The organism is Alphaproteobacteria bacterium, assembly GCA_040218575.1.
Lineage (GTDB): Bacteria > Pseudomonadota > Alphaproteobacteria > JAVJRE01 > JAVJRE01 > JAVJRE01.
In genome coordinates this window covers 149,912-174,865 of record JAVJRE010000006.1, presented here as the reverse complement: position 1 = coordinate 174,865, position 24,954 = coordinate 149,912, and the positions used below count along the sequence as shown (strand labels likewise).

The following is a 24,954-nucleotide window of genomic DNA, read 5'->3' as shown; positions in this document are numbered from 1 at the left end:
TTGCGCCACTTGTCCGCGGCGTCTAGCGCCGGAGGCCCAGGCTCTGAATCAGCCCCTGGTAGCGTTCCGGATTGACCCCTTTGAGATAGTCCAGCAGACGGCGGCGCTGACCGACCATGGCCAGAAGCCCGCGCCTGGAGTGGAAATCCTTCTTGTGGGTGCCGAGATGGTCGGTCAGGTTGCGAATCCGTTCCGACAGGATCGCCACCTGAACTTCCGGCGATCCGGTATCGCCCGACTGGCGGGCATATTCTGTGACCAGCGCCTGTTTGCGCTCGGCGGTAATCGACATCGTCAGGTCTCCGTGGTTGCGGCGGCTGCGTCAAACACCCGCTCCGGCCAGGCGCGGACGCCATCGGCCATGAACTCCAGCCGGACCAGCGCCACCGCGCCGTCCTGCCCGATTGCCAGGGCCATGGTGCGGTCGGCCGAACCGGCCGCCGCACCCGCCACCGTCGCCAGCGGCAGATCAAGTGATCCACCATGGCGCAGCCGAGCCGCCTCTGCCGGACCCACGGCCAGCGCCGGGATGTCGTCCAGCGCGGTCGCGAGCGGTAAAAGCGCCTCTCGGGCGGCGGCACTATGACCGAGCGCCTCCAGCTTTGAAAGCCCAATTGCGGCCTGGGCACGGAATCGACCGACCGCCAGGCGGCGCAGCGCCATCACATGGGCCACCGTGCCAAGCCGCGCCGCCAGGTCGCGGGCCAGCGCCCGGACATAGGTGCCGCTGCCGCATTCCACCTCCAGCACGGCCCCCGTCCCGTCGGCGGCGGCCCCATCGCCCCCGCCGGCGGCCATCCCCTCCGCCGGCGGGCACAGCGCCAGGCGGTGGATCGTCACCTGGCGCGGCGCCAGAGCCACCGGCTGGCCGGCACGGGCCAGCTCATAGGCCCGCCGACCCGCCACATGAACCGCCGAAAAGGCCGGCGGCGTCTGCCATATCTCGCCTTCGAAGGCGCCAAGCGCGTCGGCCACGGCGGCGGCGGACGGCCGCACCGGGCTTTGCCGCACCATCTGCCCGGTGGCGTCCAGCGTGTCAGTCTCCACCCCCCAGGCCAGACTGAAGCGATAGACCTTGGGCTCCAGGCTCACATAGGGGATGGTTCGCGTCGCCAAGCCAAAGGCCAGTGGCAGAACGCCGGTGGCGAAAGGGTCTAGGGTGCCGGCATGGCCGGCCCGTCCGGCGCCCAGCGCGCGCCGCGCCCGCGCCATGGCCTGGGTGGAAGACAGACCGGCCGGCTTGTCCAGCACCACCCAGCCATGGACCCGACCCAGCCGGGCCCGGCTCATGACCCTGTGGGCGGCTCCGCGTCCTCCGCCGCCCCGTCACCGCCCTCTTCGCCGTCGCCTTCGCCGGGCTCCGCCCCGTCACCATCCGTGACGGCCGGCGCCGCCGTCAGATCGCGGCGCACCCGCGGCGAGCGCAACAGCGTCTCAATATGCTGCGCCTCATCCAGCACCGTATCGGCCTGGAACACCACCTCCGGCACGTTGCGCAGGGTCAGCCCGCGGCCAATCAGGTGACGGATTGCCGGGGCCGAGCGTTTGAGCGCGGCCATCAGCGTATCGCTGGCCGCGCCACCGCCCACCCCCAGCTGCGAAACATAGGCCGTCGCCCGGCGCAGGTCCGGGCTGACCCGCACTTCGGTCACGGTGATGGATTTGTCGCGCACTTCGGGATCGGCCAGCTCGCCGCGGTCGAACACCCGGGCCAGCAGATGGCGAATCTCCTCGCCCACCCGCAACTGCCTCTGACTGCGCGGCCGCTGGGGACTGCGCGGCCGCTGGAGACCGTGTGATTCCTGGGGGCCGCGCCCGCCCGCCGCGCCGCGCCCGCCCTGTGCCCGGCGGCTCATGACGCCGGCCTCCGGGAGGCGGGCCTCAGGACGCCAACTGGCGACTGATCTGTTCGATCTCGAACACCTCGATCACGTCGCCCTGCTGGATGTCCTGATAATTGGCCAGCGAGATACCGCACTCAAAGCCCTGGTTGACCTCGCGCACCTCGTCCTTAAAGCGCCGCAAGCCCTCAATAGTAGTGGCATGGACCACCACACCGTCGCGCAACAGGCGGGCCCTGGCGCCGCGGCGGACAAGACCGTCGGTCACCATGCAGCCGGCCACCTTGCCGGTCTTGCTCATGGCAAAGACCTCGCGCACCTCGGCGTGGCCCAGCTCTTTCTCTTCCTCCCGTGGCGCCAGCATGCCGGACAGCAGGCCGCGCATTTCGTCCACCAGCTCGTAGATGATGGCGTAATAACGGATGTCCACGCCGTCGCGCCGCGCTGCTTCCCGCGCCTGCGGGTTGGGGCGAACGCCAAAGCCCAGAATCAGGCCGCCGGTGGAGGCGGCCAGGGTCACATCGGACTCCGTGATGGCGCCGACACCGGCATGGATGATGCGCATGGCCACTTCGCCGTCGCCGAGCGAGGCCAGCGCATTGGCGATGGCCTCCACGCTGCCCTGCACATCAGCCTTGACCACCACCGGCAGTTCACGCACTTCGCCGGCGCTGATCTGGTCCAGCATCTGCTGCACGGTAGAGCGTGGCGTCGCACCGGCCGCCGAATCCCGGCGGCGGCGCTGACGGAACTCCGACACCTCCCGCGCCCGGCTCTCATTCTCCACCACCGCGAAATCATCACCGGCCTCCGGCACACCGTTGAGGCCGAGGATCTCCACCGGCATCGAGGGACCGGCGCTATCCACCGCCTCGCCACGAAAATCCTGCAGGGCGCGCACCTTGCCCCACTGGTCGCCGGCGATAACGATGTCGCCGGTGCGCAGGGTGCCGCGCTGCACAAGGACCGTCGCCACCGGGCCGCGGCCGCGATCCAGCTTGGCTTCGATCACCGCGCCCTGGCCGGGCCGGTCCGGATTGGCCGTCAGCTCCAGCACTTCCGCCTGCAGCAGGATCGCCTCTTCAAGCGCATCCAGATTCTGTTTCTTGAGCGCTGAAATCTCCACCGCCAGCACGTCGCCGCCGTTGCTTTCGGTCACCACCTCATGATTCAGCAGTTCGTTGCGGACACGGGAGGCATCGGCCCCCGGTGCATCCGTCTTGTTGATGGCGACAATCATCGGTACGCCGGCGGCGCGAGCGTGAGAGATGGCTTCGGCGGTCTGCGGCTGCACACCGTCATCGGCCGCCACCACCAGCACCACCAGATCGGTGATGCTGGCGCCACGTGCGCGCATCTCGGTAAAGGCGGCATGGCCCGGCGTGTCCACGAAGGTGATGGCGCGGCCGTCTTTCATTCGCACCTGATAGGCACCGATATGCTGGGTGATGCCGCCGGCTTCGCGGGCCACCACATCGGTTTCGCGCAACGCGTCCAGCAATGAGGTCTTGCCGTGGTCCACATGGCCCATGACGGTCACCACCGGCGCACGCGCTTCCTTGTCGCCTTCAACATCGGCCAGGCCATCGATGCCAATTTCCACATCGGCCTCGCTGACCCGGTTGAACTTGTGACCAAACTCGTTGACCACCAGCTCCGCCGTATCAGCGTCGATCGACTGGGTGATGGTCGCCATCATGTCATTCTTCATGAGGAACTTGATGACGTCACCGGCCTTCTCGGCCATCCGGTTGGACAGTTCCTGCACGGTGATGCTGTCGGGCACTGTCACGTCGCGAACGATCTTGACGCGCTCCTGATTCTGCGCCGCGCGGAGGCGGTCGCGCTCACGGGCGCGACGCACACTGGCCAGCGAGCGGGCGCGCTGCCCGGCATCCTCATCCAGCGCCTGCGCGATGGTCAGCTTGCCGGACCGCCGGCGCTCGCCGGTGCGCGGCGTCGGTCGCGGCCGCTTGACGTCCGGCCGTTCGCGACGCGCCTCGCTGGCATCGTCACCGGCCTTGTCGACGTCCAGCTCGGCCTTCAGTTCCGGTCGCTGCTTGACGCGGCGGCTGGCCTCTTCCTCCGACCGGCGGCGCGCTTCTTCTTCGGCGTTGCGCCGTTCGACCTCACTGCGCCGACGCTCTTCTTCCTCCCGGCGCCGCCGGGTCGCCTCGATCTCTTCCTGCCGGTTGTCATCAACCGCCGGCTCACTTTCAGCCGCGCCGGTCCGGGCGCCCTGGACGGCGCGGACACGCGCCTCGCGCTCGGCCTCGGTCAGGCCGCGCGGCGCCCGCGCGGTGGCCGGCCGGGCCGGCTGACGGACCGCCGCCGGTCGCGCCGGGCTGGCCGGCGCCGCCGGGCTCTCGGCCACGCCGCCGCTGTCCGCCGTGCGGGAAGACGTGCGCTTGCGACGCACCTCCACCTGCACGGTCTTGCTGCGACCATGCGAGAAGCTCTGGCGGACCTGGCCCTGCTCGCTCGTCCGGCGCAAGCCCAACCGGCCCTCGCCCGACAGGCTCAGCGGCTTATCGGTCTTGTCCGTCTTGTCGTCTTTGCTGTCGCTCATCTAGTCCTTCATGCGTCCTGACGTGCGTGTAAGCGGGCTGCGCCGGGCCGCCATGGCACCCTTGGTCGTCGCCACGCCCTCGACGCCGGCCGCGTTATCGGTCAGCGCCGCTTCCACCTGGTCGCCCTCGGCGATCTCGCCCGGGCGAAAACCGGCCAACCGCCGCGCCTCTTCCAGCACCCGGCGGGCCAGCCCGCCGGCGCGCAGCGCCGCGTGCACCGTCTCACCGCGACCCAGCGCCTGGCCGATCTCCGAGCGGTCAAACAGCCGGATCACCGGCAGACCCGCCGCAGCGGCGGCGGCCGCCATGCGCGCCCGGCCGTCGGCCGCGCCATCGCGGGCGATCAGTACGGCGCCGGCTTTGCCTTCGGCCAGCAGCGCCCGCACCTGATCATGGCCCGCCACCGCGGCGCCGGCCCGACGGGCCAGACCCATGATCTCCTGACAGCGACGCAGAAGCTGATGCTCCACCGTGTCAGGCAGGTTCGGCGGCACATGCACCGGCCGCCGGGCGGCGCGGGCAAACAGCCCCTTCTCACAAGCCTGCGAGACTATAGTCCGCTCACATTCCGACCACAAACCGCGACCGGGCAGACGTCCCGCCACGTCCGGCACGATTCTCCCCTCCGGCGACAGGGCAAAACGCAGCAGGGCGCCGCGTTCCAGAACCTTGCCGGTGACGATGGACCGACGTTCGGCCGTGGCGTCCTTACGGTCGGGCCGGTCGGCGCCGCTGCGCGGCTTGCGCGCCGCCTCTCGAACCCGCACCGCCGTTGCTACCTCGCCCGGCGCCACCACATTGTCCGGCATGCTGTCAGTCAGGGAATCGTTCATGTCGTTGCCTGCCCCCTAGGATTGCGCGTCTGTGCCTTAATGGCTTTGCGGTGGCATGGCCGAAGCCGCGGGCTGACCCGCTTCTCCGTCCGCGCCATCGCCGGCGCTTGCGTTATTGTCTCCGGCGTCCGGCGTCGCGCCGCTCGCCCCTTCTTCTGCGTCGTCACCCTCCTGTGACGCCACAGCCAGCAGATCCTCACCCGGATACCAGTGCTGACGGGCGCGCAGGACAATGTCGTTGGCCGCCGCTTCATCAACGCCGAATTCGCGCAGGATGCCGCTTTCGCGGTCCGACAACTCGAAGCCGGCCAGTTCCGCCAGATCGTCCAGCGTCTTCACCCCGGCTTCGCCCAGAGCCACCAGCATGGCCGATGTCAGGCCGTCGATTGCCGCCACCTCGTCGCTGACGCCGAGCTCTCGCCGGCGCTCCACATTCTTGGCCTCCGCCGCCGCCAGCCAGTCCTGGGCGCGCTCCTGCAACGCCGCCGCCAGCTCCTCGTCGAAGCCCTCGATCCCGGCCAGGTCGTCAGGCCCGGCATAGGCCACGTCCTCGACCGTGGCGAAGCCCTCCGTCGCCAGAAGCTGGCTGATCACGTCCTCGACGTTCAGCGCTTCCTTGAACAGGGCGGTGCGGACGCGGAACTCTTCCTGGCGCCGCTCCGACTCCTCGTCCTCGGTCATGATGTCGATGTCCCAGCCGGAAATCAGCGAGGCCAGACGCACGTTCTGGCCGCGCCGGCCGATGGCCAGCGACAATTGCTCTTCCGGCACCACCACTTCGATCTTGCCGGCCTCTTCGTCCAGCACCACCTTGGTCACCTCAGCCGGCGCCAGCCCGTTGACGATGAACGTGGCGGGGTCCGGCGACCACGGAATAATGTCGATCTTCTCGCCCTGCAGTTCGGCCACCACCGCCTGGACGCGGCTGCCGCGCATGCCGACGCACGCACCCACCGGATCGATGCCGGAATCGTTGCTCAGCACGGCGATCTTGGCGCGCGAGCCGGGGTCGCGGGCGACGCCCTTGATCTCGATGATGCCGTCATAGATTTCCGGCACCTCCTGGGCGAACAGCTTGGCCATGAACTCCGGATGGGTGCGCGAGACGAAGATCTGCGGTCCGCGTATTTCCTGCCGCACGTCATAGATATAGGCCCGCACCCGGTCGCCGGGGCGGAAGGTCTCGCGCGGGATGCACTCGTCGCGCCGCATCATGGCCTCGGCCCGGCCCAGGTCAACCGTGACATTGCCGAACTCGACGCGCTTGACCAGGCCGTTGACGATCTCGCCGACGCGGTCCTTGTATTCTTCGTACTGCCGCGCCCGTTCCGCCTCACGCACCTTCTGAACGATGACCTGCTTGGCGGTCTGCGCTGCGATGCGCCCAAAGTCGATGGGCGGCAAGGGCTCGATGATGAACTCGCCGGCGGCGATGCCGGGCTGGCGCTTCTGCGCTTCGGCCAGCGGCAACTGGGTAAACTCGTTCTCCACCTCGTCCGTCGCTTCGGTATAGCGGGCCAGGGCGATTTCGCCGGTGGACCGGTTGATGTCCGCCCGGATGTCGTGCTCCTGGCCATACTTGGCGCGCGCCGCGCGCTGGATGGCCAGCTCCATCGCCTCCAGCACTTCTTCGCGCTCGATGGACTTCTCCCGCGCTACCGCGTCGGCCACCTGAAGCATTTCAATACGGGAAAACCCGCTGAGCGTCTCCGCCATATCCTGGTCCTGTCCTCGTGCGCCACAGGCGCTTTCTGTTTCCCTGTCACCGGCTGACCAGCCGGTATCGTCTAGTCCTGTACGCCCTCTGCCCTGCCGCCCGGGCCAGGGGCCCGTGCCGTCAGGCTGTCGCCGCCAAAGGGGCGCTGCCCCGGTGACGCCGCCCTGTCCGGTGGCGCCGCCCTAGTGGCGGCGACCGGACTGCAGCAAGGCGTCCGTCAGTTCAAGCCTGGCGCGGCGGATGCCGTCCAGCGGCAACAGCACTTCGCCGCCGTCGCTGGCCAGGCGCACCCGCACCTGGCCACCATGCTCCTCGACGCCGAGCAGCCGGCCGCGAAACCGCTTGCGGCCGATCTGGGCCACCTGCGCCTCGTCCACCACCTCGTCACGACCCGGCGCGGCCAGGCCATCGGCCAGTTCGATGCGCACCTCGTGGCCGCTCCACCGCTCGAAATCCCGTTGCCGCACCAGTGGCCGGTCCACCCCCGGCGAGCCCACTTCCAGCACATAAGCCCCGGCCAGCGGGTCGGCCACATCGAGGGCGGCCGACAGGGCGCGGCTGGCGGCGGCGCAATCGTCCAGGGTAAGGCCGCCATCGGCCCGCTCGATCATGATCTGCAGAACCGTCTGGCCGCCCCGGCCCTCGCCGCTGATCTGCGCCTGCACCAGGTCGAACCCCATATCCTCAAGCACCGGCCGCGCCAGCGCTACTATGCGCGATTCGCGGTTACCCGCCGGGCGCGATTCGCGGTTACCCGCCGGACGCGATTGGCGGCCGGCGGCCTGCCGGGAGTCGTGGCCGGACTGGTGGTCAGACTCCCGTTGTGCGCCATCGCCGCCACGGCCCGGCATAGGCTTTGCGTTTGTATCGCCTGCGTCCTGCATGTGTCCGTTGGTCACCACGTGTATCTCGTTTCCCCGCCTGCGCCCGATCCGTCCCGCCCCCGACGGCCCTCCACCGAGGTCTGTCGCACGGCCATCCGGCGGACTACAGAACCGTTCCGGCCAAAAGAGCCGGAGGGCCGTTTTGGCCAAAGAAAAAGGCGGGCCCTGCGGCCCACCCCTGTTTTCCGGCCTCGTATCCGGTTCGGGTGTTGTTGTTGTTTTGTGAAGAGTATAGGCGGGCGACCCGACCTATCAAGCGGAATCCGGTGCGGTCGGCCCGCCAACAGCCCGCGGCCGCCGGCGAAACCGCAGATACAGGGGCTTGCGGCCCGCTTGCCGCGCTTTCTCCTCATAGCGGGTCGCTACCGTCTCCTGGCCCGCCGCTTCGCACCACGACTGCCAGTCCGCCGGCCGCTGCGCCTGCCACGCCAGGTCCGGGCAGGCGGTCAGCCGGGCCAGGCACCAGGCGCCATAATCCGGGTCATCGCTCGCCAGCCGCAACTCGCCGCCGTCGCAAAGCGCCCGCGCCAGCAGGTCTACCGTGTGGGTCTGCACCAGGCGGCGCTTGTGATGGCGCGTCTTGGGCCACGGGTCGGGAAACAGGATGAAGATGCGCTCCAGGCTGGCCGGCGCCAGACGGGCCAGCAACAGGGCCGCGTCATCGTCATACAGGCGGACATTGGTGATGTCCGCGGCGGTCAGCCGCACCAGCAGCCGGGCAAGGCCGGCACGGTAGGGCTCAACGCCGATGAACCCGATGTCCGGGTGATGCTGCGCCTGCCACGCCAGGTGCTCGCCGGCGCCGAAGCCGATCTCCAGCCAGACCGGGCCAGGCCGGGCGAACAGCCGCCGTGGCTCCAGCATCGCCGCGCCGCCATCCACTGGATCAAGGCATATGGCCAGGCGCGGCAGATCGCGCGCCAGCGCCGCCGCATGGGCCGGCTTGAGGGTCCGCACCCGACCACGGCCGGGAACCCGGCGGTGTGGCCAGCTGGCTGGTCTTTGCTCGCTGGCCAGCGTGGCGGACACGGCGGCGGACGCTTTGACAGTCATCAGGCTGGTCGCTTCGGTGCCGGCCGCCGGGCTGGGCGCTTCGGTGGCCGGCGCGCTCGCGGCCGGGTCAGCAGCGCCCGCAGCACCGGCCTTGGCCGGCGGTTTGCGGCGGGGCACGGCCGCCGGCGATCGGCTCAGGCCACCGCCCGCTTCAGCGCCTCGGCAAGATCGGTCCGCTCCCACGAAAAGCCGCCATCGGCGTCGGGTGTGCGCCCGAAATGGCCATAGGCGGCGGACCGTGCATAGATCGGCCGGGTCAGGCCCAGATGCTCGCGGATACCGCGCGGCGACAGGTCCATGGTCTGCCCCAGCGCCCTGGCGATGGCCGCCTCGTCCGCCTCGGCGGTGCCGTCGCAGTCAACGAAAATGCTGATGGGCTGCGACATGCCGATGCCATAGGCAAGCTGGATGGTGCACCGCTCGGCCAGGCCCGCCGCCACCACATTCTTCGCCAGATAGCGCGCGGCATAGGCGGCCGAACGATCCACCTTCGTCGGGTCCTTGCCGGAAAAGGCGCCGCCGCCGTGGGGCGCCGCGCCGCCATAGGTATCAACGATGATCTTGCGACCGGTCACGCCCGCATCGCCGTCCGGGCCGCCAATGACGAATCGGCCGGTCGGATTGACGTAGAACTTGTCCTCGTCGCACATCCAGCCATCGGGGATCGCCCGCATCACATAGGGCCGGACGATCTCGCGCACCTGATCCTGGTCAACCCCGTCCTGATGCTGGGTGGAGACCAGAATGGCGGTGCAGCCCACCGGCCGGCCGGCGCGATATTCCAGAGTCACCTGGCTCTTGGCGTCGGGCCCCAGCATGGGTTCCTTGCCGGCGTGGCGCGCCGCCGCCATCTCGCGCAGGATGTGGTGCGAAAACTGAATCGGCGCCGGCATCAACTCTGCGGTCTCGCGGCAGGCATAGCCGAACATGATGCCCTGGTCGCCGGCGCCAACATCCTTGTTGCCGGCGGCGTCGACCCCCTGGGCGATGTCCTGTGACTGGGCGTGCAGGCGGCACTGAATATCGGCCGTCTTCCAGTGAAAGCCGTCCTGCTCATAGCCGATGTCGCGAATGGCGGCGCGCGCCTTCTCGATCAGCAGGTCCGGTGTGATGGAGGCCGGCCCGCGGGTCTCGCCGGCGAGCATGACGAAGTTGGTGGTGACCAGGGTTTCACAGGCCACGCGGGCATCCGCATCGGCCGCCAGAAAGGTGTCCACCACCTCGTCAGAGATACGGTCACAGACCTTGTCGGGGTGACCTTCCGAAACGCTTTCGCTGGTAAAGAGATAGTCGCCCTTGCTCAAAGCTCCCCCTCGGAGCGCCGGACGCTCCCGCCTGTTCAGACCCGCTGGTGCGGGCCCCCTGGTCTGTGCTGATCCTCTGCCGGGCCGGGCCCGGCCCGCCGGTTCTTGTGTCAGGGACGGGAGAGAGCGTCAAGCATGGCGACCGGCCGCGTCAGCCACGGCCGCGCGCCCGGGCTCCGGCCCGGGCCGTTCAGCCGTCGATGCTGTCATTGTCGGCCAGATCCGGGCTGGCCAGGTCCTTGCTGGAACGAGCCAGCGCCTTGGCCAGATCAAACACCTGGCGGCGCAGGGCGGGATCGGTGATGCGGTAATAGGCCCGCACCAGCTCCAGCGTCTCGCGCCGGGCCATGGGGTCCGGCGCCAGTGATGGCGCGCGCTCCTCCGCCAGACCGCCCGCCGTGGCGGCGCCGCCGTCGCCCAGCCCTTCAAAGAAATAGCCGACCTCCACACTCAACACGCGGGACAGGTCGAACAGGCGGCTGGCTCCCACCCGGTTGGCGCCGCGCTCATACTTCTGCACCTGCTGAAAGGTCAGGCCCAGCGCCTCGGCCAGCCGCTCCTGGGTAAGCCCCATCAGGGTGCGGCGCTGGCGCAGGCGCTGACCCACATGGGCATCCACCGAGGTGGCGCCGCCGCGCCCGCGCCGCGCCGGCGCCCGTGCGCGGGCGCCCGCTTTCGTCGTCTTGCCAACGCTTGTGCCGCGGCCTGTGCCGCCGCTGCTCTTGTCCGCTGTCCGTGCCACCTGTCCCCCGATCGCCATGCCGGGCGTGGTCAGCCGGGCCGGCGACACCGCGGCACGAACGGCCGTCGGCGGCGGTTCCTGTCTTGCGCGTCTTGCGGGTATTTCCGGCTGCATCTTCCCGTATGCAGTGCGGCATTCTTGACATAGCCGGGTATGCCGTCAAGCGGTCTCCCGCCGCTTCATGACCGGGCGCCCGGCCCCGCCCCGACCGGCCCGTCCCGACCGGACACGCCCCGACCGGACAGGCCCCAGCCGGCCAGCAGGACCAGTCCGGCCAGACTCAGCGGGCCGGCCAGACCGACCCGGGCGAAGACGGTCGCCGGCAGGGCGCGGGGCAGTGGCGCATCGACAAAGGCGGGCCCGACCCCCAAGGGAATGACCGCCTGCAACCGACCCCAGGAATCGACCACCGCCGAAATGCCCGTATTGGCCACCCGCACCAGCGGCAGGCCTTCCTCCACCGCCCGCAGGCGGACCGCGGCGAAATGCTGGTGCGGCCCGGCGGTCTCGCCATACCAGGCATCGTTGGTCAGGTTGAGCAGCCAGTCCGGACGCGTCCCACGGGCCGTCACCTGACCCGGAAAGATGGCCTCGTAACAAACCAGCGGACCAAAGGCCGGGATGTGGCCGACGCGCAGCGTCCGCCGCCCCGCCCCCGCCGACAGGCTGCCCCGGCCGAGGGCCAGCGCCGCCACCCCCGGCGCGTCGGCGAAGGGCACATACTCGCCGAACGGCACCAGGTGATGCTTGTCATAGGTGGCCCGCACCGCGCCGTCGCTATCCACCGCAATGATCGCGTTGAAGACCCGTCCTGAGTCCTGCCCCCGGTCCTGCCCCAACTCCTGTCGCAGGGTGCCGGCGATCAGCACACCTCCGGCCGGCAGTATGCCGGCGATGGCCCGGCGCAAGGCCGCATCGCCGGCCAGATCAAACGCCGTCGCCGCTTCCGGCCAGATGACCACCTGCGGCGCCTGGTCGCTGTCGCGTGGCGGCGCGGCGGTCAGGTCCACCAGCCGGTCCAGATGGGCGAAGCGAAGCGTCGGGTCCCACTTCTCCCGTTGTGGTACCGCCGGCTGCACCAGCCGCACCATCACCGGCATCAAGCCATCGGTTGGCGCGTAGCTGCGCTCTAGCCGGGCAAAGCCATAGGCCGCCATCGCCAGCGGCAGGCCAACCAGCAGCAGCAGCGCGCCGGACCGGATCGGCCGGTCCAGCAGGCTGGCCCCGCCGGCCCACAGCACCACCGCCAAAGACAGACCATAGACGCCAGACAAAGAGGCGCCCTGCACCAGCAGATCGGAAAAGACCAGGGCATGACCGGCCAGGTTCCACGGGAAGCCGGTGAAGAGATGGCCGCGCGCCACCTCCAGCAGGGTCCAGCCGCCGGCCAGCGCCAGCAGCCGTGGCCAGCCGGGCCGGGCCAGGCAGGCGGCGGCCACGGCGATTGCGCTGAACAGCGCAAGGCCGCCGCCAATCCCTGCCACCGACAGGGGAATCAGCCAGGCAAAGCGCCAGCCGTCCACCAGCAGCGCGCTGTTGATCCAGTAGAGCCCGAAGGCGAAATAGCCGAGACCGAACCACCAGCCGAGCGCGAAGCCGCTGGCCAGCCGGCGGCGGGCCGTGGCGCCGGCCGCCTCGCCTTCGCTCAGCCACAGCAAGCCGCTGATCGCCAGCGCCATGGCCGGCAGGATATACAGCGGCGGCAGGGCCAGCGTCATGGCGGCGCCGAGCAACGCCGCCGCGCCGCGCCGCCGCCAGCCGGTAAGCCCGGCCACCGCTCGACGCAGCCGCGCCACCCCCACCGGCAGACCCGCCCCCGCCGTGGCGGCCATGTTCAGGGGGCTGTTTCGTCCGCCGCCGGCGCCGCTGGCAGATGGCGCAGACGCAGCCGGCGGATGCGCCGGGGATCGGCGTCGGTGACCTCGAACTCGACGCCGCTCTCATGGCTGATGACCTCGCCACGATGGGGCACGCGGCCGGCGATGGCCACCACCAGTCCGCCCAGGGTATCGCTCTCCTCGCGTTCCTCGTCGCTCACCACCGGGCCGACCATGTCTTCCAGTTCCTCGATGGTGGCGCGGGCCAGGGCCAGGACAGAACCGTCCGGCCGGCGCACCAGGCGCGGGCCCTCGGCGGCATCGAACTCATCCTCGATTTCGCCGACAATTTCCTCCACCAGATCCTCGATGGTGATCAACCCGTCAACGCCGCCATACTCATCCACCACCAGCCCCAGATGGACGCGCTTCTGGCGCATTTCGATAAGCATATCCAGCACCGGCATGGTCGGTGAGGCGAACAGCACCTCGCGCACCGCACGCTCCAGACGAAACGCCGCGCGCTGCTCCCAATAGGCCACCACATCCTTGATGTGGACCATGCCGACCACATCGTCCAGCGACTCGCGATAAACCGGCAGACGCGAATGACCGGCCTTCTGCATGGTCTGCACGATGGTCTGCAGATCGCAGTCCAGATCGATCGCCACGATATCCACCCGCGGCACCATCACATCGCCGACGCTCTGGTCGCGCAGACGCAGCACATTGCGCAGCAGGGCGCGTTCGTCGGCGGCGGCGCCGTCGCCCTCTCCCTCCGCCCTTTCCGAGACCAGCTCTTCCAGGGTTTCGCGCAGATCACCGTTGCGCCGCATACCGAACAGGGTGCGCAGCCAGCGCAATCCCGGTCGGGTCGGACCATCACTGTCGGCGGGCCCGGCCGAACCGGGCCGACGACTGGAACTGGACTCTGTGCTCATAGTTCTCTGGACCAGGCGTCCCGCCGTGCCGGCACTATCGGCGCCATGCGGTTCCGCGCCACGCGGTTTCGCTTCATCGGCTCAGGCATCATAGGGGTCGGTCACGTCGAGCGTCGCCAGAATTCGTCGCTCCAGACTCTCCATACGACAGGCGTCCGATGGGCGCTCATGGTCATAGTCTAATAGGTGAAGTGTGCCATGGACAACGAGGTGGGTGAAATGATCCGCCGGCGATTTGCCCTGGGTCCGCGCTTCACGCTCGATCGCCTCGCCCGAAACGATCACCTCGCCCAGCGCCTGGCGGTGTTCTGCCGCGGCGTGGTGCCCTGCCGATGGCATGGCTGCGGCGGCAAAGGCCAGGACATTGGTGGGCCGGTCATGGCCGCGCCACTGCCGGTTAAGGCTTTGCAGCAGGCCGTCATCGCCCAGCACCACGCTCATCTCCAGGCCGGCCGGTCCTGCGCTGTCCGGCCTCGCTTCGCCAGCCGCCGGGCCCACCGGCCGCGCCGCAGACCTCTTCGCCGCCAGCTCGGCCAGCCCCGCGGTCACCGCCGCCCGGGCGGCACGGCGGGCCAGCCCCACCGCCCCCGGCAGCAACCGCCGCCAGTCGCCGGCCTGGCGCAGCACCGCGACCTTCGCCGCCAGCGGGGCCGCTGTCTTGGTTGCAACCGGGGTTGCTACCGGGGCCGCCACCGGTGGCGAAGCCGCGCCCTGTGCCTGCTGCGGCCGCGGCGCCGCCGGCCGGGCACGCGGCCGGGTGGCCGTCATGTGTCGTTGCCTGCCGGCGTGTCGCTGTCCTCCGTCGACGCGCCGGTTGGCGCACCTGTTGGCGTATGGTCCGACGCCTGGACCGATGTTGGAGCCGGCTTCTTCTCGTTCTGGTTTTCACTGGTGCGCCTTTCATAGGCATCGACGATGCGGCCGACCAGCGGATGCCGCACCACGTCGTGGCGCGAGAAGCGCTGCACACTGATGCCCTCGACCCGTTCCAGCAGATCGATCGCCTGGCGCAGCCCCGACGTCTGACCGGGCGGCAGATCCACCTGGGTCAGGTCGCCGGTCACCGCCATGCGGCTGTTCTCGCCCATGCGGGTCAGGAACATCTTCATCTGGGCCGGTGTCGCGTTCTGCGCCTCGTCCAGAATGATATAGGCGTTGGTCAGGGTGCGGCCGCGCATGAAGGCCAGCGGCGCCACCTCAATGTCGCCACTCTCCATGCGCCGCGCCACCTGCTCGCCGGGCATCATGTCGTGCAGCGCGTCGTACAGCGGCCGCAAATACGGGTCCACCTTGTCGCGCAGGTCGCCCGGCAGGAAGCCGAGACGCTCGCCCGCCTCCACCGCCGGCCGCGACAGGATGATGCGCTCCACCTCGCCCGCCTGCAGCAGCGCCACCGCCACCGCCACCGCCAGATAGGTCTTGCCGGTGCCGGCCGGACCGACGCCGAACACCAGATCGTCGCGACCGAGCGCCGCCAGATAGCGCGCCTGGTTGGGTGAGCGTGGCCGCACCACCCGCCGCTGGGTGCGAATGGCATGGGCCTGGCTGGCCTCGCTCTCGCCCGCTTCGGCCAGCCGCACCGCCGCCCGCACATCCGCCGGCGTCACATCGCCGCCACGCTGCAGGCGGCCATACAAATCGTCCAGCGCCGTCTCCGCCACACCTGCCTCGTCGGCCGGCCCGGAGATGGTCAGGCGATTGCCGCGATAGCGCAAACTCACCCCCAGCATCCGCTCGATCATCACCAGATGCTCGTCATGGCGGCCGAACAGGGCGGCCAGCAGCCGGTTGTCGTCGAACTGGCGCTCCCGGATGACGCTGGCCAGCGATGGTCCGGCCGCCACGGCGCGGCTCACCGGGCGCTGCGGCCGGCCGGGGGAATCGGCGACATCGCGGGGAAGATCACTCAAGAGCGGCCTCCTGGGCTGGGGTGGGGCTAGGGACGGGGGAAGACGACGGCGATACGGCCGGCGAGGCAGGCACCGCGACGGCGCGGCGGAGCCGGCCGATCAGCCCATGGCTGGTGCGGTCTGTGATGACCACGCTGGCGGTCCCGCCAAGCCGGTTGTGCGGCGCCGTCACATGCACCGGCTGCAGCCACGGGCTGCGCCCCACAAGCTGCCCCGCATGGCGGCCGACGCGGTCAAACAGCACCGCCACCGTGCGGCCCACCGTGGCCGCGTTGAAGTCCTGTTCCTGACGGTGCAGCAGGGCCTGCAACCGGGCCAGCCGTTCATCCTTCACCGGCTCCGCCACCTGGCCGCGGGCGATCGCCGCCGGTGTGCCGGGGCGCGGCGAGTATTTGAAGGAGAACGCGCCGGCAAAGCCGACCCGCTCCACCAGGTCCAGGGTGGCGGCAAAATCATCCTCGCTCTCGCCGGGGAACCCGACAATGAAATCCGACGTCAGCGCCATGTCGGGGCGCGCCTGGCGCAACCGCTCGATGACCCGAAGATAGTCGTCACGGCTGTGCCGCCGGTTCATGGCCTTGAGGATGGTGTCCGACCCCGACTGCACCGGCAGATGCAGATAAGGCATCAGCTTTGTTTCTTCTTTGTGGCAGAGGATCAACTCGTCGCTCATGTCGCGCGGATGGGAGGTGGTGTAGCGGATGCGGTCCAGCCCCTCGATCCTGGCCAGACCGCGCACCAGCCGCGCCAGACTCCACACACCGCCGCCATCCGCCGCGGCGCCGTGATAGGCGTTGACGTTCTGCCCCAGCAGGGTGATTTCACGCACCCCCGCCGCCACCAGATCCCTGGCTTCTGCCAACACCGCCGCCGCCGGCCGCGAGGCCTCCGCGCCGCGGGTGTAGGGCACGACGCAGAACGTGCAGAACTTGTCACACCCTTCCTGGATGGTCAGGAACGCCGTCACGCCGCTCGCCTGGCGCGCCGCCGGCAGGGCGTCAAACTTGTCCTCGGCCGGGAAATCGGTGTCGATCAGACCGGCGCCGGCCGCTGCGCCGGCCGGCCGGGCGTCTCTGTCGCGCCGCGCGCGGGCCACCATTTCCGGCAACCGGTGATAGGTCTGCGGCCCCAGCACGATGTCCACCGCCGGGGCGCGGGCCAGCATCTCCTGGCCCTCGGCCTGGGCGACGCAGCCGACCACCGCGATCATCATGTCCTCGCCCGCGGCCTGACGCTGGCGGCGCAGCTTGGCCAGGCGACCGATCTCGGAATAGACCTTCTCCGCCGCCTTTTCGCGAATATGACAGGTGTTGAGCAGGACCAGCGCCGCCGCCTCCGGCGAATCCACCGGCGCATAGCCATGGGGTATCAGGGATTCCGCCATGCGCTCGGAATCATAGACGTTCATCTGGCAGCCCCAGGTGCGAACATACAGCCCGCGACGACCGGACTCCGGGGGCGCCGGCCGGCTCATGACGCGCGCAGCGGGCGATGGCGCCCGCGCAGACCCAGGCGCCGTCGCCGCTTGCGGCTCAGGGGCGCTGTCTGACGGCCGGTCAGCGCCGCCGTCACGCCGGCCGCCACCACCCGCTGGCAATGGGCGGCCAGGCTCTTGCGAGTGGCGAAATCCGCCGCCGCCACCGGCTCGTGAAAGGTGATGTCGATGGTGGCGAACCCCTGACGCGCCACCTGCCACAAATGACTGGCCAGCGACATGTCCCCATACCAGGCATAAAGCGGCCGCTTGGCGCGGCCCAGCGGGATGCCGTCCAGCGCCGAATAGGCCAGCGATACCGGCTGAATGGTCAGGGCCGGCGCGGCAGAAGCCGGCATGGCCGCCGGCCCGTGCCCGTCAGGCCCGCCGTTCCTGCCGTCTGAGGGTTTGGCGATTGCGAACAGCGCACTCTTGAAGGCCAGGGTGCGATTGCCGTCATTGCTGGTGCCCTCGGGGAACAGGATCAGATTGTCGCCATCGGCCAGGCGGCGGGCCAGGCTGTCGCGCTCGCTGCCGGTGGCGCTGCGGCGGCGACCAATAAAGACAGAGCGATGCAACCGCGCCAGCCAGCCGATCAACGGCCAGCCGCGCACTTCCGCTTTCGATACGAAAGAACCACGGATCAGGCCGCCCAGAACGATGATGTCCAGGTAGGACGTGTGGTTGGAAACGAACAACGTCGGCCGGGCGCTCCGCATCTCGCCGCGGGTTGCCAGGGTAAAGCCCAGCAGCCGCGCCGTCGTGCGGTGAAAGAACCGCGGGATCAACTCCGCCGTGCGCGGCCCGCCATTGACCAGCAGGGCCTGAACCGGCAGCAGAATAACGATAAGGCAGCCGATGGCCGCCAGGCGCAGCGTGGCGCGCAGGGACGCCAGCATGGCTAGTCGAGAGACCGGTCCCGCGACGTGCGGGAAAAATGGCGAATGTATTTTTCCGTCACCTTGTCCGCTTCCAGCACCAGGCAGACATCGGTGGTGTTGAACTGCGGGTCCACCACCGCGCCATCGCCGATGAACCCGCCGAGCCGCAAATAGCCGCGCAGCAGCGGCGGCAGGCTGGCCATGGCGCGGCGTGGGTCAATGTCTGCGGCGGCCATCAGGTCCATGGATGAATAGTGCTTGGCCAGGGCCCGCACCCGGATGGCCTCCGGCGCCAGATGATTGTGCCACAGAAAGGCCAGCGGCATGGCCAGCGCCGCCACATCGGTGCCCGGCAGGCTGGCACAGCCGAACATCAGCTTGACGTCATGGCGGAAGCAGTAGGCGGCGATGCCGGCCCACAGGAGTTGCAGGGTCGGTCGTGTGCGGTGCGCCGCGTCGACACAGCTCCGGCCAAGCTCCAGGATTTCGCCGTCATAGGCCTCGATGGCGGTGATATCGAACTCGCCGGCGGTATAGAAGGGCAATCCCTGACGCTGGCTGCGCCGCAGCAGGCGATAGGTGCCGACCACGCCATCGGCGCCGTCGCCCAGGCTGCGGTCGATCACCAGCAAGTGGTCGCAGACCCGGTCATAGCGGTCAAAGTCGCGCTTCTCGCGGGCCATCTCCGGCGAGGGCTGCGCCTTCATCTCGTCATAGAACACGCGATAGCGCAGACGCTGGCTGGCCAGAATGTCCGCCTCGTTCTGGGCCAGCCGCACGTGCAGCGCACCGCTCTCCAGACTGACGGCCGCCTCGCCGGCCCCCGCCTCTGACACGCCGCCAGGCATGTCCTCATCCGGCGAATCCCCGTCCGGCGAATCCCCGTCCTGTGGGCCCACCGGTGGAATTGCCTGGCTGGCCTGTCGTCCGGCGCGCCGACCGCTCACGGGCTCGCCTTGCCGTTTACCGGCACGGCCGGCCGCGTCCCGTCGTCGGCGCCACCATCAGCAGCGGAGGCGGCCGCATCAGAAGACGCCGGCCGGCCACCGCTGGCTGTATCGTCGCGGCGGCCGCGCGTGCGGTCCAGCCTGACGCCATAGAGTTCCATACGGTGATCCACCAGCCGATACCCCAGACGACGCGCCACTTCCTGTTGCAGCCGCTCAATTTCATCATTGCGGAACTCGACGATCTCGCCGGAGTGCACATCGATCAGATGATCGTGGTGTTCCTCCGGCGTCTCCTCATAGCGCGCCCGACCGTCGCCAAAGTCGAGGCGGTTCAGAATGCCGGACTGCTCGAACAGGCGCACCGTGCGGTAGACCGTGGCGATGGCGATGCTCGGATCGTGGACGGTGGCCCGGCGATGCAGTTCCTCCACATCCGGATGATCGTCGGACTCCGACAGCACCCGGGCGATCACCCGCCGCGGCGCGGTCATCTTCAGCCCCTGTTCCTGGCAAAGCGCCTCAATGCGCGAACTCATGCACCCATCCCGCAGGCTTCGCCCGGCCCTGCCCCGCCGCCGGCCAGGTTGACCTGGCCCGAATATAGACCAATCGGCCGCCGGGGCCACAATGCGGGGCCGCCGCTGCTCACGGCCGGCCTTCGGCCACAGGCCGTGCCTTCGGCCGGTCGTCATGACATAAGTATCTGAAATAAAACGACGATCTGACCGCGCGGGAGCCCGTTTCAGGCCCGCCGGGGGCTGAAACGGGCGGCCGGTCGTTGCCTAGCTGGCGGACTTGCGCTTGGTCGTGCGCCGGCGTGGCTTGGTGCCAAGGCCAATCCGCTTGGCCAACTGACTGCGCTGTTTGGCATAATTAGGCGCGACCATGGGATAGTCGGCGGCCAGGCCCCACCGTTCGCGATACTGCTCCGGCGACATATTATAGGCGGTCTTGAGATGGCGTTTGAGCATCTTCAGCTTCTTGCCGTCTTCCAGACACACGATATGGTCGGGGTGAATCGAGCGCTTGACCGGCACCGCCGGCTGCGGCCGTTCGGCCGGCGCCACTGCCTGGCCCATGCCCGACAGCGTGCGATAGACCTGCTCGATAAGCTGCGGCAGATCGGTGGTCGGCACCGTGTTGTTGGACACATGCGCAGAGACGATCTTTGACGTCAGATCGAGTAATTCAGGGGATTTTGCTTGCTCAACCATAAAACAGGAACCTCCGTAAAGTCACCCTGATATATAGACTGTCTCTACACTATGACAAGTCTGAATCAATACTGACGCTCATGTCTCCGTGACATCGCGCTCGTTTGTCGCAGCCATGGCCACAATGCGCAGCCCGGCCCTGCCCCCTGCGGCGCCGGCCGACTCCCCTGCTGCGTCAGCCGACGCCCCGTCTGCCGCCCCGTCTGCCGCCCCGTCTGCCGGAGTAAGAACCCGCCGCATGACCACCGCGTCCACCGCCTCCACCGCACTACGCGCCCGCGCCGCCGTCCCGCCCGACCCCGACCCCGACCCATGGTCACCGGTGCCGCTCGCTCGCCGGTAATAGGCCGGCCGCCGACCCGCCGCCTGAAAGCCGAGCGCCGCATACAGGCGTTGCGCCGGCTGGTTGTCCGCCGCCACCTCAAGGCTGGCGCTCCGCACGCCCGCCGCCGCCAGGGTCCGCAGCAAGGCCCGGCACAGGGTCCGGCCGCCGCCGCGGCGGCGCATCGGGGGCCGCACACAAAGTGTCAGAATCTCGCCCTCGTCGGCGGCGTGGCGGCCAAGGACAAATCCCACCGGCACGCCCGCCGCCTCCAGCACCACAAGGGTCATGCCCGGCAGCGCCAGCAGGCTGGCAAAGGCGTCCGCCCCCCATGGCGCCGGCCCGCCCTCGGCAAAGGACTCTTCATGCAGCGCGGCCAGCATCGCCGGCAGCGGCCGGTCGTTCTGGTCTGTCGGTGAAGGGGTCACCGGCCGGACCCGGTCACGGCCGCGCGCCACCGAGCTGCGGTGGCCGCAGGTAAAGTGGCGTCGCCGTGCCCGCCACGATGGCCGCGATGGCAGCGCCGGACGTAGCGCCAGGGCTGACCCGCAGGGCGGCCAGACGGGCCAGCGCCACCGCATCCGGCCCGCCGTCGCCGATCTGGCGCACCGTCGCCGGCCGCCCGTTCCAGTCGGCCAGCAGGCGCGACGCGGCGCAACCGGCCACCTGGACCCCGCCGGTCCCGGCCAGACCCGCTAAATCCGCCAGCCTGGACCGCGCCGCGTCCGGCGTCAGGGCCGCCAGCGGCGCGCTTAGCCGCTGCTGCGGGTCCGCCTCCGGGCCGGACCGATAGGCCGCCATGAACACCTCGGCGCGACGCGACTCGATGGCTGTCACCAGCGTCGCCCCGTCCATTCCCGGCACATCTGTCGCTGGCGCGCTCGCCGTCGCCATCAGCGCCACCACGTCGTTCGCCGCCAGCCCCAGCAGCGGCCGGCCGGTGGCCATGGCCAGGCCCCGCGCCGCCGCCAGGGTGACGCGGATGCCGGTAAACGAGCCAGGGCCGCGGGTCGCGGCAATGAGGTCGACCGCGCCAGCCCGCAGACCGGCCTGACGCAACCCCTCCGCCACCAGCCCCATAAGGTGCTCGGCCTGGCCATGGCGGGCCTCGTGACGGGCGTGGCCACGCAGCCGGCCATCGGCCATCACCGCGGCCGACGCGCCGGCCGATACCGCATCAAGGGCAAGGATGATCATGCCGCCCATCCTGTCACGGCCCGGCCCGCCTTGAGACCCCCACCCAAAGGCCGCCGACGATGACACCCGGCCGGGGCCCGGACCCACTGGCGCGCTTGCCGCTCAAAAAGTGTCGTGCCATAAGCCCCCATGGTCTTTTTCGCGCTCCCCCTTCCCGGCCCTGTGGCGGCCCCACGGTGCCGGCCATGACCAGGCTGCGCAGGCGCCTGCGCCCTGCGGCCCTGTCCGCGGTGATCCTCTCCCTGGCCCTGTGGACCCATCCCCTGTGGGCCACGGCGGCCCACGCCCAGGATGCGACCCTCGGTCCGGCCGGCTCCATCTCCAGCGGCCAGGCCAGTGCGGTGGTGGTCATGTATCACCGCTTCGGCGAGGGTGCCTGGCCGACCACCAGCATCCGGCTTGAACAGTTCGAAGCCCATATCCGACTGATCCTCGATGGCGGCTATACGGTGCTCGCCCTGCCGGACATTATCGACCGGCTGGCGCGCGGCGAGGCGCTGCCCGACCGCAGCCTGGCCATCACCATCGATGACGCCTTTGCCTCTATCTACACCGAGGCCTGGCCACGCCTGAAGGACGCTGGCCTGCCTTTCACCATTTTCGTCGCGACCGATCCGGTGGATGCCGCCACGCCCGGTTATCTTAGCTGGGACCAGTTGCGCGAGATGGCCGCGGACGGTGTCTATATTGGCCACCACGGCGCCAGTCACGGGCACTATCCCGGCATGACCGCGGAGCAGGCGGCGGCCGACATCGCCCGCGCCAGCGCCCGCTTCGAGGCGGAACTGGGCGCCGTGCCGACCCTCTTTGCCTGGCCCTTTGGCGAGACCTCGGCCGCTCTCATGCCGGTCATCCAGGCGACCGGCATGCGCGCCGCCTTCGGCCAGCATTCCGGTGTGCTCTACGGCGGCGAAGAACGGTTCTACCTGCCGCGCTTCGCTCTCAATGAGAATTTCGGCGACGCGGATCGCTTTCGCCTGATTGCCGGCACACTGCCGCTGCCGGTAAGCGCGGTCACACCGGCCGATCCCTCGCCAGAGAAGAATCCGCCCGACTTCGGTTTCACGGTCATGGCCGATGTGGCCGGCCTCGACCGCATGGCCTGCTATGCCTCCGGCCAGGGACAGGCACGGATTGAGCGTCTGGGACCGAACCGGTTTGAGGTGCGTATGGCGCAACCCTTCGCCACCGCACGGGCCCGGGTCAATTGCACGGTGCCGGGGCCGGACGGGCGCTGGCGCTGGTTCGGCCGCCAGTTTTACTACCCGTCGCCCTGAGTCTTCAGCCGGTGAATCTTCAGTCTGTGCAGGACGGCGCCGCCGGTCCTACAGGCTCGGCTGCTGGCCCAGGGAGTCCTGCCCTTCGCCCTGGCTGAGGCGCGCATGGTCGAAGGGCTGCAATCCGTTAGCGCGGATGATGCTGTGCACCATGCGCACATAGGCCTCGCCCTTTTCCGAGTAGCGGTCCAGCGTCATCGCCAGCTTCAGCCCGCCCGGCGCCGTTCCGGAGGCGCGCAGGCTGGCGCGACGATCACGGAACGACTCATAGGCCCAGCCCGTGTTCAGATTGTGGGCATAGGCGCGTACGCTCTCCAGCAGCCGGTCGAAAGCGCGCACCGCATGGCTCGCATCATCGGCCCGGTCCTCCGGTACCAGGCCGGCGGATTCATCCCACGTCCACTGGCCGAACAGCGCATTGCCTTCCTGCGCAAAACGCGACGTGCCCCAGCCTGACTCGATGGCCGCCTGGGCCAGCGCCATGGAAACCGGCACCGTATCCACCCGCCACAGCAACGCCTCGAACAGGGCGGAAGGCGCCAGATCGCCGTCGACGCGATAGCGCTTCGCCATCTGCTCCAGCCAGTGCCGGTCCACGGCCGCCAGGGTGCCGCTGTCGCGCCACTGCAACCTGAGGTCCGCAATGCGCTGCCGGTTATGCCGGATGGTTTCGTTGACCTGCAGGATCAGCGGCAGGGTGGTGGCGATGAACAGCGCCTTACGCTCCTCGGCGTCCACCGTATCGCTCAGGTCGGCCGGCATGCGGTTCAGGAACACCCGCGGTACGCCGTGCCCCATGCGGATCCGTTCCAGATCATAGTCGAGGGACTCGAACACCGCGCCCAGGCGGGCGACGGAAGAGGCGCGGATGATACGGCCGTTGGTGTCGCCGGCGGCGCCCTGACGCGACGCGCGCGCGACGGCCGCCGCCGGTGCTATCGCCTGCAGACGTTCGGCCGCCTGATCCATCGCCTGATCCATGGCCTGATTGACGCCGGACGACATGCCGTTCGCCACCACCGTGGCCAGCATCACCGCAACACTGGCCGCCACGCAGCGCAGCACCAGGCGTTCCGTCCTTCGCTGCGCTTCCATGCGGCGGATGGCCGGATGGATGACCGCCGCGCCCGGCAGGGCGGCTTGCGGAAACAGCCGAGCCGTCAGCCACGCCGGCATGATCCGCACCAGCCGCGCCGGAATGGCGCTGGGCGAGCGGGCAACCGACAGGCAGCCCACACTGTCGGCGGACGCGGCCATGGTTGCGGCCGCCGGCCTAGCCAATGGCCTGCACCTCGGTGACTTCGGGAATGTAGTGGCGCAGCAGATTCTCCACGCCGTTCTTCAGCGTCATGGTGGAGGCCGGGCACCCGGCGCACGCCCCCTGCATGTGCAGATAGACGACGCCACGGTCAAAGCCGCGGAAAACGATATCGCCGCCGTCCTGCGCCACCGCCGGGCGCACCCGCGTATCCAGCAGCTCGCGAATCTGGCCGATCACCGGATCGTCCGCATCGCCGGCCATCAGGCCGTCATCATCGCTCGTCGGCGTCGCCTGCCGGGTCTCGGTGATTGCCGGCAGGCTACGGGTAAAGTGCTCCATCAGCACGCCCATGATCGCCGGCTTCAGGCTCTGCCACGGCGCCTCATCGTCCTTCGACACGGTGACGAAGTCGCTGCCAAAGAAAACCTGACTGACACCGCCGATGGCGAACAGACGTTCAGCCAGCGGCGACACGCCGCTGGCGGCGTCGGCCGACGGGAAATCACGGCTGCGGCCCTCGCCGGCAACCGGCTGCCCGGCCGTGAACTTGAGTGACGACGGATTCGGCGTGTCTTCGGTCGAAATGAACATCGCTATAGCGCTCGTCCAGCTACACCATCCTGGTGCGTGCCGGCCGCCGGGTTTGCACCGGCAACCACGCCCATCCTGGGCGGCGGGTTGACCTGCTTCCCATCCCGAACGGATGGGGAGCCTACCTGTTGCGTCGGTCGCGATCCGGCGTCGTGCCGGACTGGCCGCCGTTGCC

Annotated in this window: 23 protein-coding genes and 1 pseudogene; 1 reads left to right on the top strand and 23 read right to left on the bottom strand. The window is 69.4% G+C overall.

Going from position 1 to position 24,954, the window contains the following annotated elements:
- Positions 1-22: 22 nt before the first annotated feature.
- From rpsO to tsaB, 21 genes and pseudogenes are all read right to left on the bottom strand, one after another.
- Positions 23-292 carry a 30S ribosomal protein S15 gene (gene rpsO, locus RIE31_08500; protein ID MEQ8640627.1) on the bottom strand — a complete coding sequence of 90 codons (270 nt, stop codon included), beginning with the start codon at positions 290-292 and terminating at the stop codon, positions 23-25.
- A 2-nt stretch (positions 293-294) separates the two neighbouring features.
- Positions 295-1,290 carry a tRNA pseudouridine(55) synthase TruB gene (gene truB, locus RIE31_08495; protein MEQ8640626.1) on the bottom strand — a complete coding sequence of 332 codons (996 nt, stop codon included), beginning with the start codon at positions 1,288-1,290 and terminating at the stop codon, positions 295-297.
- Positions 1,287-1,856, bottom strand: coding sequence for a 30S ribosome-binding factor RbfA (gene rbfA, locus RIE31_08490; protein ID MEQ8640625.1), 570 nt, complete (start codon positions 1,854-1,856; stop codon positions 1,287-1,289). Before rbfA ends, truB begins: the two co-directional genes overlap by 4 nt.
- A gap of 25 nt (positions 1,857-1,881) precedes the next feature.
- Positions 1,882-4,410, bottom strand: coding sequence for a translation initiation factor IF-2 (gene infB, locus RIE31_08485; GenBank protein ID MEQ8640624.1), 2,529 nt, complete (start codon positions 4,408-4,410; stop codon positions 1,882-1,884).
- Positions 4,411-5,244, bottom strand: coding sequence for an RNA-binding protein (locus tag RIE31_08480; protein ID MEQ8640623.1), 834 nt, complete (start codon positions 5,242-5,244; stop codon positions 4,411-4,413).
- Positions 5,245-5,280: 36 nt separating this feature from the next.
- Complete coding sequence (gene nusA, locus RIE31_08475) at positions 5,281-6,960, bottom strand: transcription termination factor NusA (protein ID MEQ8640622.1); 1,680 nt, start codon at positions 6,958-6,960, stop codon at positions 5,281-5,283.
- A 183-nt stretch (positions 6,961-7,143) separates the two neighbouring features.
- A complete protein-coding gene (gene rimP, locus RIE31_08470) occupies positions 7,144-7,863 on the bottom strand; it encodes a ribosome maturation factor RimP (GenBank protein MEQ8640621.1) in 720 nt (239 codons plus the stop codon).
- A gap of 234 nt (positions 7,864-8,097) precedes the next feature.
- The gene (gene trmB, locus RIE31_08465; GenBank protein ID MEQ8640620.1) at positions 8,098-8,898 is read right to left on the bottom strand and encodes a tRNA (guanosine(46)-N7)-methyltransferase TrmB; all 801 of its coding nucleotides are present in this window, start codon (positions 8,896-8,898) and stop codon (positions 8,098-8,100) included.
- 134 nt (positions 8,899-9,032) lie between these two features.
- Positions 9,033-10,202, bottom strand: coding sequence for a methionine adenosyltransferase (gene metK, locus RIE31_08460; protein ID MEQ8640619.1), 1,170 nt, complete (start codon positions 10,200-10,202; stop codon positions 9,033-9,035).
- Between the two features lie 190 nt (positions 10,203-10,392).
- The gene (locus tag RIE31_08455) at positions 10,393-10,962 is read right to left on the bottom strand and encodes a helix-turn-helix transcriptional regulator (protein ID MEQ8640618.1); all 570 of its coding nucleotides are present in this window, start codon (positions 10,960-10,962) and stop codon (positions 10,393-10,395) included.
- Positions 10,963-11,123: 161 nt separating this feature from the next.
- Positions 11,124-12,776 carry an apolipoprotein N-acyltransferase gene (gene lnt / locus RIE31_08450; GenBank protein ID MEQ8640617.1) on the bottom strand — a complete coding sequence of 551 codons (1,653 nt, stop codon included), beginning with the start codon at positions 12,774-12,776 and terminating at the stop codon, positions 11,124-11,126.
- A gap of 2 nt (positions 12,777-12,778) precedes the next feature.
- Positions 12,779-13,702, bottom strand: coding sequence for a hemolysin family protein (locus RIE31_08445; protein MEQ8640616.1), 924 nt, complete (start codon positions 13,700-13,702; stop codon positions 12,779-12,781).
- 81 nt (positions 13,703-13,783) lie between these two features.
- On the bottom strand, positions 13,784-14,470 hold the full coding sequence (ybeY, locus tag RIE31_08440) for an rRNA maturation RNase YbeY (protein MEQ8640615.1): 687 nt from the start codon (positions 14,468-14,470) through the stop codon (positions 13,784-13,786).
- A complete protein-coding gene (locus tag RIE31_08435; protein MEQ8640614.1) occupies positions 14,467-15,546 on the bottom strand; it encodes a PhoH family protein in 1,080 nt (359 codons plus the stop codon). Before RIE31_08435 ends, ybeY begins: the two co-directional genes overlap by 4 nt.
- Before the next feature lie 58 nt (positions 15,547-15,604).
- A complete protein-coding gene (gene miaB / locus RIE31_08430) occupies positions 15,605-17,086 on the bottom strand; it encodes a tRNA (N6-isopentenyl adenosine(37)-C2)-methylthiotransferase MiaB (GenBank protein ID MEQ8640613.1) in 1,482 nt (493 codons plus the stop codon).
- A complete protein-coding gene (locus tag RIE31_08425; GenBank protein MEQ8640612.1) occupies positions 17,083-17,985 on the bottom strand; it encodes a lysophospholipid acyltransferase family protein in 903 nt (300 codons plus the stop codon). Before RIE31_08425 ends, miaB begins: the two co-directional genes overlap by 4 nt.
- 2 nt (positions 17,986-17,987) lie before the next feature.
- Positions 17,988-18,914 (bottom strand): GNAT family N-acyltransferase, encoded by a 927-nt coding sequence (locus tag RIE31_08420; protein MEQ8640611.1) that lies wholly within the window; start codon positions 18,912-18,914, stop codon positions 17,988-17,990.
- A gap of 131 nt (positions 18,915-19,045) precedes the next feature.
- Positions 19,046-19,453: pseudogene (locus RIE31_08415) on the bottom strand (Fur family transcriptional regulator).
- Positions 19,454-19,699: 246 nt separating this feature from the next.
- Positions 19,700-20,131 (bottom strand): MucR family transcriptional regulator, encoded by a 432-nt coding sequence (locus RIE31_08410; protein MEQ8640610.1) that lies wholly within the window; start codon positions 20,129-20,131, stop codon positions 19,700-19,702.
- A gap of 78 nt (positions 20,132-20,209) precedes the next feature.
- Complete coding sequence (locus RIE31_08405; GenBank protein MEQ8640609.1) at positions 20,210-20,881, bottom strand: GNAT family N-acetyltransferase; 672 nt, start codon at positions 20,879-20,881, stop codon at positions 20,210-20,212.
- A 13-nt stretch (positions 20,882-20,894) separates the two neighbouring features.
- Positions 20,895-21,650, bottom strand: a complete 756-nt coding sequence (gene tsaB, locus RIE31_08400) for a tRNA (adenosine(37)-N6)-threonylcarbamoyltransferase complex dimerization subunit type 1 TsaB (protein MEQ8640608.1) — start codon at positions 21,648-21,650, stop codon at positions 20,895-20,897.
- Between the two features lie 185 nt (positions 21,651-21,835).
- On the opposite strand from tsaB, the gene RIE31_08395 reads away from it, so the two are divergent.
- The gene (locus RIE31_08395; GenBank protein MEQ8640607.1) at positions 21,836-22,927 is read left to right on the top strand and encodes a polysaccharide deacetylase family protein; all 1,092 of its coding nucleotides are present in this window, start codon (positions 21,836-21,838) and stop codon (positions 22,925-22,927) included.
- 48 nt (positions 22,928-22,975) lie between these two features.
- Here RIE31_08395 and RIE31_08390 read toward each other — a convergent pair whose 3' ends face one another.
- Both RIE31_08390 and RIE31_08385 read right to left on the bottom strand, forming a co-directional pair.
- Positions 22,976-24,184 (bottom strand): glucosaminidase domain-containing protein, encoded by a 1,209-nt coding sequence (locus tag RIE31_08390; GenBank protein ID MEQ8640606.1) that lies wholly within the window; start codon positions 24,182-24,184, stop codon positions 22,976-22,978.
- A gap of 16 nt (positions 24,185-24,200) precedes the next feature.
- Positions 24,201-24,779 (bottom strand): NifU family protein, encoded by a 579-nt coding sequence (locus RIE31_08385; GenBank protein MEQ8640605.1) that lies wholly within the window; start codon positions 24,777-24,779, stop codon positions 24,201-24,203.
- Positions 24,780-24,954: the final 175 nt, after the last annotated feature.